This window comes from Paenibacillus sp. 01T443 (genome assembly GCF_056398325.1).
Window position 1 is genome coordinate 195,660 of the sequence record NZ_JBFTPE010000007.1, and the last position, 18,270, is coordinate 213,929.

At 48.9% G+C, this 18,270-nt stretch carries 15 protein-coding genes; 4 read left to right on the forward strand and 11 right to left on the reverse strand.

What is annotated here, in order from left to right; translation table 11 throughout:
• Window positions 1-10: 10 nt before the first annotated feature.
• From AC1DLI_RS13095 to AC1DLI_RS13110, 4 genes are all read right to left on the reverse strand, one after another.
• Window positions 11-892, reverse strand: a complete 882-nt coding sequence (locus tag AC1DLI_RS13095; protein WP_477603192.1) for a carbohydrate ABC transporter permease — start codon at window positions 890-892, stop codon at window positions 11-13.
• Between the two features lie 139 nt (window positions 893-1,031).
• On the reverse strand, window positions 1,032-2,384 hold the full coding sequence (locus AC1DLI_RS13100) for an ABC transporter substrate-binding protein (protein ID WP_477603194.1): 1,353 nt from the start codon (window positions 2,382-2,384) through the stop codon (window positions 1,032-1,034).
• 170 nt (window positions 2,385-2,554) lie between these two features.
• Window positions 2,555-4,141: a response regulator gene (locus AC1DLI_RS13105; protein WP_477603196.1), complete on the reverse strand. Its 1,587-nt coding sequence runs from the start codon at window positions 4,139-4,141 to the stop codon at window positions 2,555-2,557.
• Between the two features lie 14 nt (window positions 4,142-4,155).
• A complete protein-coding gene (locus AC1DLI_RS13110; RefSeq protein WP_477603198.1) occupies window positions 4,156-5,949 on the reverse strand; it encodes a sensor histidine kinase in 1,794 nt (597 codons plus the stop codon).
• 204 nt (window positions 5,950-6,153) lie between these two features.
• On the opposite strand from AC1DLI_RS13110, the gene AC1DLI_RS13115 reads away from it, so the two are divergent.
• The 3 genes from AC1DLI_RS13115 to AC1DLI_RS13125 are packed head-to-tail and all read left to right on the forward strand — an operon-like array spanning window position 6,154 to window position 9,236.
• Window positions 6,154-6,678: a DUF4358 domain-containing protein gene (locus tag AC1DLI_RS13115; protein WP_477603200.1), complete on the forward strand. Its 525-nt coding sequence runs from the start codon at window positions 6,154-6,156 to the stop codon at window positions 6,676-6,678.
• 5 nt (window positions 6,679-6,683) lie between these two features.
• Window positions 6,684-8,066 (forward strand): MBOAT family O-acyltransferase, encoded by a 1,383-nt coding sequence (locus AC1DLI_RS13120; protein ID WP_477603202.1) that lies wholly within the window; start codon window positions 6,684-6,686, stop codon window positions 8,064-8,066.
• 21 nt (window positions 8,067-8,087) lie between these two features.
• Window positions 8,088-9,236 carry a DHHW family protein gene (locus AC1DLI_RS13125; protein ID WP_477603204.1) on the forward strand — a complete coding sequence of 383 codons (1,149 nt, stop codon included), beginning with the start codon at window positions 8,088-8,090 and terminating at the stop codon, window positions 9,234-9,236.
• Between the two features lie 71 nt (window positions 9,237-9,307).
• Here AC1DLI_RS13125 and ptsP read toward each other — a convergent pair whose 3' ends face one another.
• From ptsP to AC1DLI_RS13155, 6 genes are all read right to left on the reverse strand, one after another.
• Entirely contained in the window at window positions 9,308-11,050 is a 1,743-nt protein-coding gene (gene ptsP / locus AC1DLI_RS13130; protein WP_477603206.1) for a phosphoenolpyruvate--protein phosphotransferase, read from the reverse strand.
• A gap of 40 nt (window positions 11,051-11,090) precedes the next feature.
• Entirely contained in the window at window positions 11,091-11,363 is a 273-nt protein-coding gene (locus tag AC1DLI_RS13135) for an HPr family phosphocarrier protein (RefSeq protein ID WP_477603207.1), read from the reverse strand.
• A gap of 20 nt (window positions 11,364-11,383) precedes the next feature.
• On the reverse strand, window positions 11,384-11,836 hold the full coding sequence (locus tag AC1DLI_RS13140) for a PTS sugar transporter subunit IIA (RefSeq protein ID WP_477603208.1): 453 nt from the start codon (window positions 11,834-11,836) through the stop codon (window positions 11,384-11,386).
• A 71-nt stretch (window positions 11,837-11,907) separates the two neighbouring features.
• Window positions 11,908-13,293: a PTS fructose transporter subunit IIC gene (locus AC1DLI_RS13145; protein ID WP_477603210.1), complete on the reverse strand. Its 1,386-nt coding sequence runs from the start codon at window positions 13,291-13,293 to the stop codon at window positions 11,908-11,910.
• 37 nt (window positions 13,294-13,330) lie between these two features.
• On the reverse strand, window positions 13,331-14,275 hold the full coding sequence (gene pfkB / locus AC1DLI_RS13150) for a 1-phosphofructokinase (protein ID WP_477603212.1): 945 nt from the start codon (window positions 14,273-14,275) through the stop codon (window positions 13,331-13,333).
• Complete coding sequence (locus AC1DLI_RS13155) at window positions 14,272-15,060, reverse strand: DeoR/GlpR family DNA-binding transcription regulator (protein ID WP_477603214.1); 789 nt, start codon at window positions 15,058-15,060, stop codon at window positions 14,272-14,274. The genes pfkB and AC1DLI_RS13155 overlap by 4 nt, the downstream gene beginning before the upstream one ends.
• A 318-nt stretch (window positions 15,061-15,378) precedes the next feature.
• Between AC1DLI_RS13155 and AC1DLI_RS13160 the strand changes: the two genes are divergently transcribed.
• The gene (locus tag AC1DLI_RS13160; RefSeq protein ID WP_477603216.1) at window positions 15,379-16,452 is read left to right on the forward strand and encodes an LLM class flavin-dependent oxidoreductase; all 1,074 of its coding nucleotides are present in this window, start codon (window positions 15,379-15,381) and stop codon (window positions 16,450-16,452) included.
• Between the two features lie 705 nt (window positions 16,453-17,157).
• On the opposite strand, the gene thyA is transcribed toward AC1DLI_RS13160, so the two are convergent.
• A complete protein-coding gene (gene thyA / locus AC1DLI_RS13165) occupies window positions 17,158-17,991 on the reverse strand; it encodes a thymidylate synthase (protein WP_477603218.1) in 834 nt (277 codons plus the stop codon).
• Between the last annotated feature and the right edge of the window lie 279 nt (window positions 17,992-18,270).

The window sequence follows — 18,270 nt, forward strand, 5'->3', positions numbered from 1 at the left end:
CCCGCCTCCTCTAGTATGATATGCGTTCTCTAGCAATCAGTCGGTTGATAATCAGCGTTGCAATGAGACATTCAATGACGAGAATGGCCGCTGCCGCGCTGCCGTAACCAAACTCTCCTACTCGGAATGCAGAACGGTACATGAGATAGGTAAGCGTATAAGTCGAGGTTCCCGGGCCGCCGCTAGTCATAATGTACATATTGGCGAAGGCGTTCAGCCCGCCCGTAATGGCGAATACCAAGCAAAATTTATACGTTTCCGCCATCATCGGAATATTGATTTTCAGAATCGCTTGCAGCTTCGTTGCGCCGTCGATGCGGGCGGCCTCCATATATTGTTCAGGAACGGACTTTACTCCCGCGAGCAGCAGGGCGAAGTGATAGCCCATGTACTGCCAGGCATTCACGAATGCAATCGCGATAATCGCCGACTTGCTGCTCGTAAGCCAATCCTGCTTGTATTCAAGCCCAAGTAATTCAAATACTTTATTAATGAGTCCATATTCGCCATTATAGATCGATAGCCATAACTGGCAAACGACTGTAATCGATAGAACCACCGGTATAAAAAAGCTGATGCGCAAAATTTTGCGGCCCTTGAACTTGGCGTCGGCAACCGCAAAAGCTAGAATGGAGCCGATTCCGATCTGGGTTATCGTAATGATAACCGCGAAGATAAGACCATTTTTAAGGGAGGTAAAGAACAAGCTGTCTTGAAACAATCTTGTATAGTTATCGAACCAAATAAAAGTGCCATCCGATAGGCCGTCCCACTCATACATACTGCGAAAAAACGTTTGGACGATCGGGTAAAATACCATCACGGTATATAAAAGGAGAGCTGGCAATATAAACAAAAGTATCGCTGTCTTGTTCCCCAGAAATTTGTTCATTTCATCACTTCCTCTGCGAGTCTGACTATCCATCCGTTTCCGCGTTTCGGCTAAAGAGAGCTAGAACCCACCCCGTTCATGCCTATGGGAGTGAGTTCCGCCTCGTTTACCCTTTATCTATTGCTTGCCTCCGCAGCTGCTACTTCGCGGCTGGAACGGCTTTGTTCACGTCCTCGATAAATTGCTCCGCGCTGTATGCGCCGGTCATCAAGCTTTGTGACGCATCCTCTAACGCTGCTTTAAACTTAGCATCCGACAGACCCCATGCGAATGAAGTCGTGCTTGTAATTTTGGCGATGTCATCGGAGAGCTGCTTCATCATCGGAGGATATTCGGTAATGATCGCTTTATCTACCTTTGTAGCTACGATCGGATTGCCGCGCTCCGTATATTTGTACTCCGCAAATTTAAGAGATAGGAAAGCGGCTACCTTAGCTGCCAAATCTTTATCCTTCGTATCCGGATTTACAGCGTAGCCGCCTGGACCGCCGCCGCCGCTGAACGCGTATTTACTTGCTTCGTAGTTTGCTGCGTCTTTGCCTGGGAAGTACGTCCAGCCTGCTTTGTCTCCCAGCTGCTTCGTCGATTCTGCAATTTCCCAATTTCCATTCAGGAACATGGCTGCTTTGCCCTGATGGAACAAGGCTGCTGCTTGATCGTAATTCAGGTTCGTTGCCCCTTTAGGCAGCATGCCTGCTTTCACAAGCTCGATAATTTTTTCAGCCGCTTCCTTGTAAGCAGGATCACTTGCGCTCGCTTGGCCTTTATCCAGCTTCAGAATACCTTGCGGCTCATTGCGGGTAACGAACATATCGAACAAAGCAACCGTCGGCCATTTCTCTTTGGCAAACAGCGACAGCGGAGTAATGCCAGCCGCATTAAATGCTTTAACCGCCGTCATCAGCTCATCGTAGGTGGTCGGCACCTTCACGCCATTTTTCTCGAACAGCTCTTTGTTGTAATAGAGGAGTACAAATTCATTGCCTGCATACGGGAACGCGTAAGTATGTCCATCGTCGGCTACCAGCGTGTTCATCGTGCTCGGGAACATTTTGTCTTTAAAGCCGAGCTCGCTAACGTAGGAATCCAGCTCGAGGATGTTGCCGGATTTTTTGAACGTTGTAATGATATCCAGCCCCGCTTGGAAAATATCCGGCAGGTTCCCCGTTGCCGCATAGGTCTTCAGCTTTTGGCCGTCATCTTGCGCCTGTACTTCCAGCTCCAGCTCGACGTTCGGCATTTCCTTCTTCAATTCCGCAACCGCATAATCATAAGGAAGCTTGGTATCGTCATCGGCATACTGCGCGTAGATCCGAAGCTTAACCGGCTTCGCTTCCTCCGTCTTCGTCTCCTCCTGCACGGCATTAGTCGCCGTCGCTTTGTTTCCTTCATTGGCCGCTTTGTTGTTCGCAGCCTCATTATTGCCTGCGGAGCCGCAGGCTGCCACGAATATCAAGCAAAGACTCATCACTGCAATTGCCAGCTTTCTCATTGTTTAGCCCCCTAAAGTTTGTTCATTGAATCGCTCTCTTCGTGCTCTTTACATTTCTGAGTATAAGCAATCCGTTCCGTCTTGATAATGAAGAAACTGCGTGCTTTTGGTAAAATCCGCAGATTTATAAGTAAAAAACTAATAAATTCTGATATCGCAATAAAGAGCCGCTATTGGCGGCTCTTTTCATACTCGCTTGGGGAGTACCCGTAAAATTTTTTGAAGCTTTTGCTAAAATACCCCGGATCATTATAGCCGACCTTCTCCGCAATGTCGGTTAGCCGCGCATGATTGCGGCCAAGCATTTCCTTCGCTTGCTGCATCCGATACTGCGTCAAATAATCGCTGACCGTAATGCCGATCTCCTTCTTGAATACCGCGCGCAGATAGCTCGCGTTAATATATACATGCGAAGCAATCTGCTCCAGCTGCAGCCCGGGATCCGCATAATTTTGCTCCATATACGTCTTCGCTGCCTTTGCGATTTTGGAGGAACGGGTATTGCGGTGCTTGCTGTTGTAGCTCACCGCTTTGCGGAAAAGCTCCTTGAGCCAGTCGAAGGTCAGTTCTGCCGATTCCAGCTTCCGAATTTCGTTATAAGGAAAAAAATGATCCCCGAAGCAATCCTCCACGGGATGGCCGGATTCCTCAAAATAGGAGAGGTTAACCGAAACGAGTCCCATACAGATGACATAAATATAATCGATCGGCAGCAGCCGCTCGCGAATCGTTTGGAAGACTTCATCCAGCTTTCGCTCAATGGGCTCCCAACTGTTTAGCCTCAGCAGCACGAGAAGCTCCTCATTCACCTCCAGCGGGTAGAAGGGCTGGTTGCCGCTGCTTGGCAGCTGCTCCCCGTAGGCAATGACCCGGTCATGCCCCAGCACATACTTGTTTTGCAGCGCCTCCAGCGCTTCGCCATAGGAGGCGGCAATCCCTTTGAAGCCGTCTTTGCTTCGCCCGACGCCGACCGTCACGGTGAATTTCAAATATTTTTTGATGAGGAAGCATAGCTTCTTATACCCCTCCAGTGAGGGCAGCTCATCCCTTTCCCCGTAATGCCGGGCAAGGCCTACAATCCGTCCCTCCGGCCCGTTAAAGATCAAATAGTCGCCGCTCTCCTCCAGCGCCTCGTTCAGCACATTCGTTACCGCGTATTTCATCAGCAGCCGGTCGCTTGCCTTGCTCCATTTCCGATCCATATGATCGATCTCGATACAAGCAGCGACATAATGGCCACTTTCCGCCTGTATGCCGAACTGCTGCAGCCGTTTGACCGTTTCTTCATCTGAAAGCGCGTATTCACGGGTAATCAGCTGACCGAGAAAGCTTTCCTTCATCAGCTCCGTATTTTCGCGCAGGGTAACCTTCTCCTCCTGCGCCTTCTGATGCTGCTGGCGCAGCTTCACCAGCGTAAGGAGCAGCTCGTCCTTGGAGAAGGGCTTCAGAATATAATCCTCAACGCCGAGCTTGAGCGCCTTTCGCGCATATTCGAATTCATTATGTCCCGTAATCAGAACAATGCTTACCTCTGGATAATGCTCTTTCAGCTTCTCTGCAAGCTGCAGCCCATCCATAAACGGCATCGTAATATCAACAAGCGCGATATCCGGCCGATCAATTGCAGCCAGTTCAAGCGCTTCTAATCCATTTTTCGCTTCCTGGTTTATGGTGAAGCCGAGTGTCTCCCAGTCCAGCACCGTTTTCAAATATTCGCGAAAAATAACTTCATCATCCACGATCATTATTTTTTGCATCGCTTCTTCTGCTCCTATTCCGCTTGATAGGGAAGCTGGGCAATCACCGTTGTGCCCAGTCCGTTCACGCTCTCGATTTGCACGCCGTATGCCTCGCCGAAGTATAGCTTGATTCGCTCGTGCACGCTGTTCAGGCCGTAGCCCACCCGCTGTTGTGAATCGCTCATTCCCCCGTTTATTGCTTGAAGCCGTTCCTCCGTAATGCCCGCGCCGTCATCCTTGACGATCAAGTAGATCCTTTGCTCCTCGCGCCTCGCCGTAATCGTCAGCCGGCCAAACGACGATTTATTTTTTAGCCCGTGATAAATCGCATTTTCCACCAGCGGCTGCACGGTCAGCTTCGGTATCATGCAATGCAAAATGCCAGGATCAATATCCATTTCGAAGTCAAACACATCGGAGTAACGTATTCGCTGAATGGACAAGTAATCCATCACGCTCCTCATTTCCTCCTCCAGCCTGATCTGATCCTTGCCTTGGCTGAGCGCCACCCGGTAGAAATCGGCTAAAGCCTTAGTGGTTCGCTGCACATCTCTAGCACGTCCCATCTCGGACAGCGTATAAATGACGTCGAGCGTATTATACAGAAAATGCGGCTTAATCTGCGCCTGCATAAGCGCCAGCTCATATTCCCGCTTCTTGCGCTGCTCCGCGCTAATGTTCACCAGGAGCTCCTTGACCCGCCCCATCATCGTGTTGAAGCCGGAGGCCAGCAAGCCGATTTCATCACCCGAGGTTACCTCGATTTGCTGATCAAGGTTCCCTTCCTTTACCCTCTTCATGTGACGGGATAAATGGACAATCGGCTTGGAGATGACATTCGACAACAGCCGTGCGACGAACAAGGCCATTACAAAGCAAACGAGACCAATCAGCAGGATAAGCTTTGTGATTTTTCTCGTGTCTTCCGTCAGCAGATCATAAGGCACCTGGGAGATCAGCTTCCAGCCGAGGCTCGGAAGCTCGCTGCTGACGAGCAGCATCTCGCCGTTCTCGGACGTTCGGACCCTTGCACTCGCCTTACTGCCTTGCATCCATTCCAGCAAAGCCGGTTCTTTGATCGGCTGCAGCACCTCGGCCGCGGTTTGCGACGAAACAATGCGTCCTGCGGCATCTGCTATAAAATAAGAGCCTTCCTTGATAGATCCAATATTTTCATACACGGCCGATAAGGCGCTCTCCCTAATATTGAGAATGAGATAGCCGAGCGGCACACCCGTATTAATGTTCACGATACGCTTGCCAAGCGTAAGGATAGGCTCTTCTTCGTTATTCACGAGAAAATTCCGTTTCTGCATCGAAAACCAAATATTCGCTCCGTTTGATTGCCGCAGACGGCTAAGCAGCTCGCTCCCAGCCGCAAGCTCCTGTTGGTTTTCCATGCTCGTGTTGTAGCCGTAAATACGATTACCTTGATCAATGAATGCAGCGGATTCCACATCAGGGAAAACGACCAACGCAAAGCTGAGCTGATTCGTAACTTTAGTGTAGAGCTGGAGCTCCGACATCCTTCCCCTTGCTCCGGCTTGATCCTCAACCAGCACCTTATTCAAATTAAGCGTAAGCATATTGGCCGCGCTTGTCGCATTCGTCAATATACCGTTGATTTGCGTGATGATGAGGGAAGAGTTATCCGATACGTTTTTTACCGTTTTCTCCACGATAGCATTGGTATAAATGTGGTTAGAGGTAAAGCCGAGCACGAATAACGGAATGATAATAAGCGGAACGTAGACAAGCGTAATCTTGTTGCGGATTAATCGGTTGCGAAACCATTCGAATCGTTTTAGCCGATTGTACACGTTCACTCGTTGTCCCCCTGAGCAGAATTTGCTTCTTTTTTACTAGTTTTACTAAATAATATACGGCGAAAGTAAGCGCTTAATCAATGGAAATAAATAAATTGCTCACGTTATTTATTACCATAATATTTTCAACTGCAACATTAACGGATTCATTTCCGTTTTTACCTTTTGAAAAATAAAAAATATGACACCGAGGAGATTAATGTGATGAAAAAAAATTATTTTGCTTTTATGCTCGTTATCGCGCTGGGATTGGTGCTGACTGCTTGCTCCGGTGCAAACTCGAATAACGATTCTAACAACAATACATCCGCTAATAAAAAGGAACAGGCCGTTACGACAAAAACGACAAAAGAAATGGTTGACGGCATGCTGGCCAAAATCGAGCAGCCGGCATTAATCGAAATGACCGGCGATATGGTTAAGCAAAAGTACTACATCGACGCTGCTCTGCTTGAACAATATACGATTATGTCACCGATGATGAACATCAAAACGAATGAAATTGCAGTTTTCAAAGTAAAGGATGCCAAGGATATCGCAGCAGTTGAAGACGGCATTAAGAAGCGTGCCGGCGACGTTCAAAAAACGTTCGAAACCTATCTGCAGGACCAATACGAAATTGCMAAAAACTATAAGCTAGTGACGAAAGGCAACTATATCTTTTTTGTCATTTCCGAAGATGCCGATAAATTTGTAAGTGAATTCGATACTTTCTTCGAGCAAAAATAACGAGTATGGTATTCAGCAGTCTACTCTTCCTATTTCTATTTCTGCCTGCTGTGCTGCTGCTTTACTTTGTATCCCCGTGGCGAATTAAAAACCTCGTTTTATTCGTAACAAGCCTCATTTTCTATGCATGGGGCGAGCCCGTGTACATTGCGATCATGCTGCTCTCCACGGTTACGGACTACAGCTTCGGACTGCTTCTAAGCAATCCGAAGCGAAGCAGCTCGCAGCGGAAATGGATTGTCGTCGCTTCCGTCATCGTAAATTTAACCCTGCTAGGTTATTTTAAATACGCTGATTTTCTCATTCAGAACGTGAACGCATTGCTGGGTACGCAAATCCCGTTAACCGAGCTGGCACTGCCAATCGGCATATCGTTTTATACATTTCAATCGATGTCTTATATCATTGACGTTTATAGAGGAACGGCAAAAGCACAACGCAATTGGCTCGATTTCGGCACCTTCGTCGCTTTGTTTCCCCAGCTGGTTGCAGGTCCTATTGTTCAATACTCGACCATTGCCGAGCAGCTGCGTCATCGTACCGTCGACATACAGCTGTTCGCAGAAGGCGTAAGACGGTTCATTATCGGCTTGGCCAAAAAAGTGCTGCTTGCCAACAATATCGGGCTGCTTTGGAATACCGTTTCAAGTACGGGCACGGACACGATGCCCGTCTTGACCGCATGGCTCGGCATTATTGCCTTTGCCTTTCAAATTTATTTTGATTTCAGCGGGTATTCGGATATGGCGATTGGCCTCGGTATGATGTTTGGCTTCCGGTTCAACGAAAACTTTAATCGGCCCTATACGGCGCAAAGCATTACCGACTTCTGGCGGCGCTGGCATATCTCGCTCAGCACTTGGTTTAGGGATTATGTATACATCCCGCTAGGAGGCAACCGGAAGGGCCCGTGGAAGCAGATTCGCAACATTATGATCGTGTGGCTGCTTACCGGCATATGGCATGGAGCAAGCTGGAATTTCCTGCTTTGGGGTTTATATTTCGGCGTCGTGCTCGTCTTGGAGAAATGGTTCGGCTTGAAGCTCTTGCAGCGAATGCCCGCATGGGTTAGGCATGTGTATGCGCTGCTTCTTATTTTAATCGGCTGGGTGTTCTTTGCCTTTGAGGATTTATCGGATATGGGCGCTTATTTTGCTGCTATGTTCGGCGCGAACCATCAGCCGTTATGGAACAACGAATCGTTATATTTGTTATACACGAATGCTATTCTCCTTGTACTACTAGTACTCGCTTCCATGCCAAGACGCAAAGAAATACGCGGCATTGGACCGGGTATTCGGCTCGGCTGGCATGCCGCCCTATTTCTCATGTCGGTCGCTTATTTAGTCGATGCAACATTTAACCCGTTCCTATATTTCCGTTTTTAACGAAAAGGGAGGCTCGCAGCTTTGAACAAGAAGACGGATCGCGCTTATGTCTGGGGCTTCGTCAGCCTATTGTTCGCTATGTCCTTATTATTTTTCATTCTGCCTGTTCAAGCATTCTCGGACATGGAGAACCGCACGCTTCAGAAAGCTCCCAAGCTTACTTGGGAAAACCTTTGGTCCAAGACCTTTTCCGATGAATCGGAAAGCTATGTGACCGATCATTTCCCCTTCCGGACAAATTGGGTTTGGACAAAATCCGTGCTTGAGCAGCTTCGGCTGCAGCAAGAAAATAACGGCATCTATAAAGGCTCAGACGGCTATTTATTCGAGAAGCTGAGCAAACCAAACTATACGGAAATCAAGGAATATGCGGCCGCAGTGAAGAAATATGCGCAAAACCATCCGGATGCGAGTATCACCTTCATGCTGGCTCCGACCTCTAGCGGCTTATATCCCGAGCGTTTGCCATGGCTGGCTGAAGCTTATCCGCAAAGGGAGGTCAACGACTTTATTGGCCAGCAGGTACAAGGCAGCATGTCCTTCATGGACGGCTTTGATTTCCTAAGTGACGCAGCCGGCGGCGACAAGCCCATCTATTACAACACGGATCACCACTGGACCACCTACGGCGCTTACCTTGCTTATGCGGCGTATGCGGGGCAAATGGGCTGGACTCCCGTTGCCGAAAAGGACTTCAATATTGAGACGGTCACCGACTCGTTTCTAGGCAGCTATCATACACGCAGCCAGTTCAGCGGTTTAAAGCCCGATTCCATTCAAGCCTACAAGGACAAAAGCGGGATTAAAACAGACATGTATATTGCTGATACGGACAAAACGGTGCCGAGCATGTATGATACGAGCTACCTGGCCAAAAAAGATAAATATTCGTATTTTCTCGGCGGCGTACACGCGCTTATGACCCTTCATAGCGAGCTTCCTTTGGACAAAATAGATCTGGATAAGCTGCTCGTCATTAAAGACTCCTACGCGCATAGCTTTCTTCCTTTCCTGACACAGCATGTGCAGGATATCCATGTCATCGACATCCGCTACTATAATGGCAGCATCAGCGATTATATGGAAGAGAACGGAATTCAAGAGGTTTTGATGCTTTTCAACACGACGACATTTATTACGGAACGTAATTTACTGAAGCTGAAGTATTAAACAGCAAAAAAGGAGCAGCCGTGCTGGCTGGCTCCTTTTTTTATCGGCGGTAATGTAAGTGCTGACTGTCCTTATTGCTGCAGCTTCAGAAAAGCGGCGAGCTCAGATCGAATCTCAGCCGGCGTATCCATATCGAGGAGCCGCTCGGTCAGTTGCTCACAGGCGCTGCGATCCAGTCTCCTAACCGTCTGCTTAATCCGGTGAATAGCCGTAGGAGACATGCTCCACTCATGCAGACCAAGTCCGGTAAGCAGCGGAGCAGCGAGCGGATCGCCGGCCATGCTGCCGCACATACCTGTCCATTTGCCATGTTTATTCGAAGCATCAATGACCGTCTTAATAAGCTGGAGGACGGCCGGATGAAAGTAATCGTACAAATACGAGACCTTCTCATTCATCCGGTCCACCGCAACCGTATACTGCACTAGATCGTTCGTGCCGATGCTAAAGAAATCGACCTCTTTGGCCAAGCGGTCCGCCATAAGCGCAGCAGAAGGAATTTCGATCATAATGCCAATTTCGATCGCTTCGCCTATGCTCGCTCCCTCGCTAATTAACTGCTCCCGAGCCTCATCGTACAAGGCCTTGGCTTGGCGCCACTCTTCCATGCCCGAAATCATCGGAAACATGATCTTTACGTTGCCATACGCTCCGGCCCGAATAATGGCCCGCAGCTGCGTGAGAAACAGCCGCTTCTGATCCAGGCAAAGCCGGATCGCGCGATAGCCGAGAAAGGGATTCATCTCTTCGGGCAGCTGAAGGTACGGCAGCTCCTTATCTCCTCCGATATCCAACGTACGGATAACGACCGGGCGTCCTTGCATGGCTTCCGCCGCTTGCCTGTAAGCCTCGAATTGAATCTGCTCAGAAGGCATCTGGGAGGTGCTCATGAACAAAAATTCCGTCCGGTACAAGCCGATAGCCTCTGCGCCCTTCTCCAGCAACCCCGCTGCTTCCTGAGGGGTTCCGATATTCGCGGCAATCTCGAAGGTGAAGCCGTCCTTCGTTACGGCAGCAAGCTCACCGTAAGCCTTTAAACATTCCTGCTCCAGCCGTTCAGCAGCACGCGCAGCCGCGAATGCTTCCTTCGTGGACTCTGCCGGATACAGAACACATTCGCCGGTCGAGCCATCGATGATCATTTCCTCGCCATGCCGGATTTTCTCGATCGCCTCGCCTAATCCGAGTACGGCAGCAATCCCCAGCGAGTTCGCGAGAATCGCGGTATGAGACGTCTTGCCTCCGATGCGGGTTACGAAACCAAGCACATATTGTTTATCCAATTGAACCGTATCCGAAGGTGTCAGGTCGTCGGCCACAATGATGACCTCGCTCGTTATATCGGACAGCCGTGCGCCTTGATGCCCTACAAGCTGCGTCATCAGCCGGGTACCGACATCTCGGATGTCAGCCGCCCTCTCACGCATGTATTCGTTAGCCATGGCTTCGAATAACCCGGCGACCTGGTTCACAATGCGTTTGACCGCAGCCTCAGCCGACCATTGTTCGGTTTGGATGAGCTTCTGCATGGGCGGGTAGAACGCCGGATCGCTCAAGAAGCTAATCTGCCCTTTCAATATCGCGGCCTTTTCTTCGCCAAGTGTCTGCTTAGCGCGTTCAATGAGTGGGGTGAGCTCCAAAACACATTGCGCTTTGGCCTGCTCCAAGCGAGCCAGCTCTAGGTCTGGCTGCTCGGACTTGCTCTCCTTAATGTCTTCTAGCTTTAACGGGTTATAGATAAAAACTCTGCCTATCCGAATGCCCTCAGATACGCCTAGTCCTGTCAGTCGCTGCTCAATTGTTTTTGTATTCATTATGCGCTCCTCCTTGCTGCGGCTTCGTGCAAGCCAATCATTATTCTTCGCCGAATCCGCTTTCCACCAGCTCAGAAAGCTCTGCGACCGCTTCCGTTTCATCCGGTCCTTCGGCTTGAATCGTAATAACAGCGCCTTTTTCCAAACCTAGCGTCATGAGGTTAAGAATACTTTTGGCATCGGCTACCGTAGTGGTGCCTTCCGGCATAATCAGAACCGTCGATTGAAATTGTGTTGCCTTCTCAGTAAATAGCTGTGCGGGACGGATATGAAAGCCGGCTGTGTTTTGAATGACTACTTTTTGTGCGTACATGCGGTTATGCCTCCCTTCTGTTATATCGTTGCAAGCAAGCTTTTTAGCTGATCCGAATGTTCGACGGCCATCAACTTCTCGCGGAATTCGGAATCAATGAGCTTACGGGACAATGCAATCAATATTTTCAAATGCTCATTGCCTTCGGCAGCTTCCGGTACGGCAATCATAAATACAACTTTAACCGGTTCTCCGTCAAGCGATTGCCATTCCGTAGGCGTCGATAGCTTAGCGAATGCAATGCCTGCCGTCGCGACACCGCTTGATTTGCCATGCGGAATCGCTACGCTAAATCCGATGCCTGTCGAGCCCGTGCTCTCGCGTGCGAGCACGGCGTTCATGTACGCTTCTTTATCCGATACGGAACCGGATGCGGCAAGACCGTCAATCATAGCAGCTATGATGCTGTTTTTATCCGTCGATGTAAGTGGGATAAATATAGCTTTTTCGTCCAAAAGTGAGTTAATGTTCATGGTGTATTCCTCCTGAATAGTTATAGATAATAGGGGGAGAAATCCCCCCCTATACAATGATTTGTTTTACCCTATGCTTGCGCGCGCTGCTCAACCGGCTTTTTAAGAATGCTCAGCATGACCGCTGTGACTACCGTTCCAATGATGATCGCGAGCGCATATAGTCCCAGATGGCTAACCGCATTCGGAATCGGGAGAACGAAGATACCGCCATGCGGTGCGCGCAGCGTTGCGCTGAAAGCCATCGACAACGCGCCGGTAACTGCCGAACCTACCACAATAGAAGGAATGACGCGGAAAGGATCGCCGGCAGCGAACGGAATTGCGCCCTCCGTAATGAACGAAATACCGAGTACGGAGGCAGCCTTGCCCGCATCCTTCTCTTCTTTTGTGAATTTATTTTTGGCTAGCAGCGTTGCGAGCCAGAGACCAAGCGGAGGCGTCATGCCTGCTGCCATAACCGCTGCCATCGGACCGAAGACATCACTTGCAAGCAAACCTACCGCAAACGTATATGCGGCTTTGTTCACCGGTCCGCCCATATCGAACGCCATCATCGCGCCAAGCAGTAGGCCAAGCAATACGGCATTGGTCGTTCCAAGCCCAGTAAGCCAAGCCGTAAGACCATCCATAATCGCTTTAACCGGTTCGCCGATTACATAAATCATCATAAGGCCCGTGAATCCCGACGCAAGAAGCGGAATGAGCAGGATCGGCTTCAAACCTTCCAGGTTGCGCGGAAGCTTTATGTTTTTCTTCAGGAAAAGCGAAGTGTAGCCTGCCAAGAAACCCGCAAGAATACCGCCGAGAAAACCAGCCCCGATGGTCGATGCCAGCATGCCTCCGATGAGACCCGGTGCGAGACCTGGCTTCTCCGCAATAGAGAAGGAGATAAAGCCTGCAAGAACGGGAACCATTAGGGCAAACGCCGACCCGCCCCCGATGTTCATTAGCGCAGCTGCGAATGTGCCTTCTACCTTGAATGCTTCGATTCCGAATATAAACGATAAGGCAATAAGCAGGCCGCCGGCTACAACAAGGGGAAGCATGTGCGATACGCCTGTCATTAGATGCTTATAAGGTCCGCTGCGTGCTGAGCTGCGCTCAGACTTCGACTGTTCTACCTGGTTCGCATAGCCGCCCGGAGCGGACGCTTGTTTGGCTAATGCTTCTTCCAGCAGCCCTGCCGGGTTTTTGATCGCTTGGGCGACTGCCACTTTTACGACCGGCTTGCCTGCAAACCTAGATTCCAGCACATCCGTATCGGCAGCGACGATAATCGCATGCGCTTCCGCAATTTCCTGCTCGGTAAATTCGTTCTCGACGCCGACTGCGCCTCTGGTTTCCACTTTGAGCGGAATATTTTTTTCCTTAGCCGCTTTGATCAAAGATTCGGCAGCCATATACGTGTGAGCGACGCCGGTTGGGCAAGCCGTGACAGCAAGTATTTTTTTCATAGCTCGATAATCCTCCTTGGAATGGGCATATGATTCTTTAATAATAGGTGAGCGTAACCCTTTGAACCGACTGCATGACCTCTTGCAGAGTACACACCTGCGTGCCTGGCTTGGAGGCCGTAATCGTACCCGCCGCGGATGTCCATCTCGCTGTTTCTTCGATTGATTTGCCTTCTAGGAAGCTGTATACCATTGCAGCAACCATGGAATCCCCTGCACCTACCGTGCTTACAGGCACGATTGGAAACGGGCTTGCTCTAACCGCTTCCGTATGGCTGACGAGAAGAGAACCCTCTGCCCCCATGGAGACTAGAACATATTCAATGCCGCGGTCAATCAATGCTCTTGCCCCACTGATGACTTCCTCCATGCTGCCCAGCCTCTCGCCAAGCAGCGCTTCGAGCTCATGAATATTCGGCTTTATAGCGAAAGGGGATGCTTCAACACCGAGCGCAAGTGCCTCGCCGTCTGCATCAAGTATCGTTTTTATTCCTAGCGCCCGCGCACTCTCAATTAGAGATCGATAATAATCGGAAGGCGTACCGGGAGGTAGACTGCCGCCCAGAACGATAATGGACGCTTCAGCAGCCTTGGTTTTAAATAATTCCCGGAACTGCTCAAGCAGCGGAGCGTCAACCGCGAAGCCCTGCTCATTGAGCTCGGTCGTCAGCTTCGTCGATTCATCGACCATTTTCAGATTAACCCGCGTTTCTCCTGCAGCTTCGATCATTGCAGAATGGACGCCCAGCTTCTCTAACTGATCGCGGATGACCTGCCCTTGATAGCCTGCCGTGAAGCCTAGAGCATTGACATCGATACCGAATAACTTCAATACCTTTGCCACGTTAATCCCTTTTCCCCCAGCATCGGTCCGCATCTCTTTGATACGGTTTAGCCCTCCGTATTCAAACTGATCTACGGTGACAGTTTTATCCAATGCCGGATTCAAAGTAACGGTAATGACCGGGGATGCCGGCTTCATTGTACAGCACCTCCGTTACCAGCCAAGACAATTACGATTCCTTTTTCTTCGAATGTCTGCAAAACGGCCGGCGAAGCTAACGAATCCGTAATTAATGTCGTAACATCCTCGATATCCCCAAAACGGGAAAAGGAAACCTTTCCGAATTTACTGTGGTCCGCGAGCAAAATAACCTCATCTGCCGATTTAATCATTCGATTCTTTGTTGCGGCTTCAATAAGATTCGGTGTAGACAATCCGTTCTCGGCATCAAACCCGTTCGTTGCAAGAAACAGCTTATCGACATGCACGGATGCAATAGCCCGCTCCGCGAATGGCCCAACCATGGCCTGCGTCTCCGGACGAAGCATGCCTCCTGTCAGCAGAAGCTCGATGCTCTTCTCATTCGCAAGCTCCTGTGCAACCATGACCGAGTTGGTCACGACGGTCAATCGTTGGAAGTTCTTCAGCAGCTTCGCTAAATGATACGTCGTGGTACCCGAGTCCAGCATGATGGTATCGCCTTCGCGAATTCGCGACAGTGCCGCCCTTGCAATATCGAGCTTCTGCTGTTGAAAACGATCCTCCTTCTCCACGAAAGATGGCTCGCTATTGTTATTTTGCATGGCCGCTACCGCGCCGCCATGCGTACGGCGCAGCAGTTCCTGCTCCTCCAAATCACTCAGATCCCGCCTAACCGTCGATTCCGAAACTTGAAAATGATTCGAAAGCTCCTGAACGGAAGCACGGCCTTGCTGTCGGACATAATCGGCTATTTGACGCTTGCGTTCTTCTTCAAATAACATGCAGTTCTTCCTCCTTACGTAAAATATCTATTTGCAATGAGTATTAAAATTATTTACGCTTGCTTGCTTGCTCACTTGCTCACTTGCTCACTTGCTCACTTGCTCACTTGCTCACTCGCTCGTTTACTCTCATTTGTAATTGTATATGACTATTTATAAATTGTAAAGCGCTTTCTTTGTGATTGTTTATGATTGATATGCGTGGTAATGACCTCATCGTGATCGATTTCGGTACTGATTCATGCAATAACCGCTTACTAAATTTGAGAAACGAACAAAAATTGAGTAAACTATAATTAATGAAGGGGGAATATTAAAATGGCCGAATTGGCAGCAAACATGGAAATAGGAATCAGTACATTTTTGGAAACGACACCGGATCCCGTAACAGGAGCGATCATGAGTCATGCCGAGCGCCTGCGCAATGCGGTAGAAGAAATCGTATTGGCCGATCAGGTCGGTCTCGACGTTTATGGGATTGGGGAGCATCATCGCGCTGATTATGCAGGTACCTCGCCGGCAGTTGTATTAGCGGCAGCAGCGGCCATGACTAAACGTATACGGCTCACAAGCGCGGTAACGGTACTGTCCTCGGACGACCCTGTTCGTGTCTATCAAGCCTTCTCAACACTAGACGGTATTTCGAATGGACGTGCTGAAATTATGGCAGGACGAGGTTCGTTTATCGAATCCTTTCCGCTGTTTGGATACAGCCTGGATGATTATGAAGAATTGTTCGAAGAAAAGTTGGAACTGCTCCTTGCCATCCGCGAGTCGGAGAAGGTAACTTGGCGCGGCGGTCACCGTCCTGCGATCGATAATCTCGCTGTTTATCCCCGGTCCGTTCAGAGCCCGCTCCCTGTGTGGATTGCAAGCGGCGGGAATCCAGAATCGGCTGTCCGTGCGGGCACGCTGGGCCTTCCTATCGCCTTTGCCATTATTGGCGGAATGCCCGAGAGCTTTGCACCGCTTGTTGCACTCTATAAAGAAGCTGCAGCAAGAGCTGGACATGATCCGAGCAAATTATCTATTGCGATGCATTCGCATGGATTTGTCGGTGACACGACTGAGCAGGCTGCCGATTCGTTCTTCCTTCCGACGCAGGCCCAAATGAATGTCATCGGGCGCGAGCGCGGCTGGAGACAAAATTACAACCGCGACGCATACGATGCCGCACGCAGTCTTCGCGGTGCCCTTTATGTCGGCGATCCGGAATACGTCGCCGAGAAGATTCTCCTGCTGCGCAAAAATTTAGGAGTTACCCGTTTCTTCCTTCATGTCAATGTAGGAACCATGCCGCATCGCGAGGTTTTGCATGCGATCGAGCTTCTCGGTACAAAGGTTGCGCCTATCGTACGCAAAGAGCTTGCGCGAAACGAATCCAAATCATAAACAAGGTAGCTCCGAACAACAACCTATGGCTACAAAAAAGAAGTGTGCAGGCCTTTAAACGGCCTGTACACTTCTTTTTTGTAGCACTTCTTTTGAATAAGGTAAATCCCCCTATGCGCGCAACATCCTATATAAAAAGCACTTCGGAGTATAACCTAACAAGCAACCGAGCAATGGCTTGCTGAGAAGGCTTATTCAATCGATTCAAACAGATGGTGGATAACATCTCTCTTCAACGATTTCCAAACGCCTTCTTTCAGGTTTAATTTAGGGCTGCAGTGAAGGAAAACAAGCTCACTTTGGAGGAGTCGAATAAACTAACGGTAAAATACGGCGCTATATCCGTGGGAAATTGAATTTGAATCAATTTAGCGGTAAAAACCGGCGTTATTTCAGGTTAAGAGCTTGCTCCTGCACGTAAACGGGAGAAATAACGCCTAAAATTACCGTTATTTGTTTAAATTCTCCGTAACGGGAGTGATTAACGCCATATTTTGCCGTTAAGTTTATTTAATTGTCTTTTAGAAGCTATGGGGGTAGGAACGAGTATGGGGTTTGGAACTGAAGGAGCGACAGCGTTCGCCTTGGTCTCCCTATTTCTACCGCAAGCAGCGGTATATTCGAAAAAATAGGGGACTATAGTGACCGGAAGTCCACACCCTCTCTGCAGTTGCGGTAAGCGTTCAGCTAATAAAGCAGTTGAAATCAAATCGCAATCTCCATCTTAAGAGTTGGATGATGCTGATAATTAATGAGCTTAAAATCATCTATGGTAAAGTCATCGATGTTCGTTATTTCCGGGTTTATCCATAGCTGCGGAGCGGAATAGGACTCCCGTGCAATCTGTTCTTTCAACGAATCGATATGCCGTTCGTAAATATGCGCGTCATTGATGTTAAATGTTAACGTGCCTAACTGATAACCCGTTATTTGCGAAATCATACGCTGCAGCACGTAATATTGAAAAACATTAAAAGGATTGCCTAATCCGATATCGTTCGATCTGGCGCTGACGATCAAATGAAGCCTTCCTTGCTTCACCAGCCACTGATTATTCCATACGCATGGATATAATTCCATTTGGTCAAGCTCGTCAACATCCCATAGCGAAATAACATGCCTTCTGGACGCAGCATTATTTTTAAGCTGATCGATTAAGTTGTGGACTTGATTTGTAATCTTCCCCTCAATCATGATAGGTTTCCCCAGCTGGTACCCATATGCCTTACCGATATGATTATGCTTATTAGTCCATTCTTTCCATATGGCCACTTTGTTTTGATCCAAGTAGGAGCAATCACTCGTTCTCTTCACATAAAACCATAGCAGCTCATGTATCGCAGATTTCCATGGGACCCTTTTGGTCGTTAAGATCGGAACCTCCGTATTGTCGTAAGTTACTTGCTTGCAAATGACGCTTTTCGTGTATGCGGGTGCGCCGTCAGCCCAGACCGTTCTAACGTCTTGATCCTTATCCCATACCCCGTGTTCAAGAATATCTATAACTAAATTTTTATAAATCTCATCCGCTGATGACATCATTTTCTCTCCTAACCTTTTCTAGTATAAGCTTCATCCACTGCAATTTAATTATTTCTGTCTCAGATAAGAAAATACATTTATCCATAAGATGCATCCCAGCAGAATCTGAATTCCGCTTTCTTCAATATTTCTCCCCGACCCGCTCAGTAACAGTCCTGAAAAAAAGCCAAGCACGATACTAATCAAAACCTCCAGCAACCTGGATTTCATCATCGAATCCCCACTCCTTTTAAAACCAACATACTTAAAAGACGGCATTCCATGCGTTTAGTTGCG

Bases quoted from the DNA above. Each gene is read 5' to 3' on its own strand.
- AC1DLI_RS13105 (WP_477603196.1), bottom strand. From the start codon at position 4,141: ATGCAAAAAATAATGATCGTGGATGATGAAGTTATTTTTCGCGAATAT.
- AC1DLI_RS13155 (WP_477603214.1), bottom strand. From the start codon at position 15,060: ATGTTATTTGAAGAAGAACGCAAGCGTCAAATAGCCGATTATGTCCGA.
- ptsP (WP_477603206.1), bottom strand. From the start codon at position 11,050: ATGAATACAAAAACAATTGAGCAGCGACTGACAGGACTAGGCGTATCT.
- AC1DLI_RS13140 (WP_477603208.1), bottom strand. From the start codon at position 11,836: ATGAACATTAACTCACTTTTGGACGAAAAAGCTATATTTATCCCACTT.
- AC1DLI_RS13145 (WP_477603210.1), bottom strand. From the start codon at position 13,293: ATGAAAAAAATACTTGCTGTCACGGCTTGCCCAACCGGCGTCGCTCAC.
- AC1DLI_RS13095 (WP_477603192.1), bottom strand. From the start codon at position 892: ATGAACAAATTTCTGGGGAACAAGACAGCGATACTTTTGTTTATATTG.
- pfkB (WP_477603212.1), bottom strand. From the start codon at position 14,275: ATGAAGCCGGCATCCCCGGTCATTACCGTTACTTTGAATCCGGCATTG.
- AC1DLI_RS13100 (WP_477603194.1), bottom strand. From the start codon at position 2,384: ATGAGAAAGCTGGCAATTGCAGTGATGAGTCTTTGCTTGATATTCGTG.
- AC1DLI_RS13120 (WP_477603202.1), top strand. From the start codon at position 6,684: ATGGTATTCAGCAGTCTACTCTTCCTATTTCTATTTCTGCCTGCTGTG.
- AC1DLI_RS13160 (WP_477603216.1), top strand. From the start codon at position 15,379: ATGGCCGAATTGGCAGCAAACATGGAAATAGGAATCAGTACATTTTTG.
- AC1DLI_RS13135 (WP_477603207.1), bottom strand. From the start codon at position 11,363: ATGTACGCACAAAAAGTAGTCATTCAAAACACAGCCGGCTTTCATATC.
- thyA (WP_477603218.1), bottom strand. From the start codon at position 17,991: ATGTCATCAGCGGATGAGATTTATAAAAATTTAGTTATAGATATTCTT.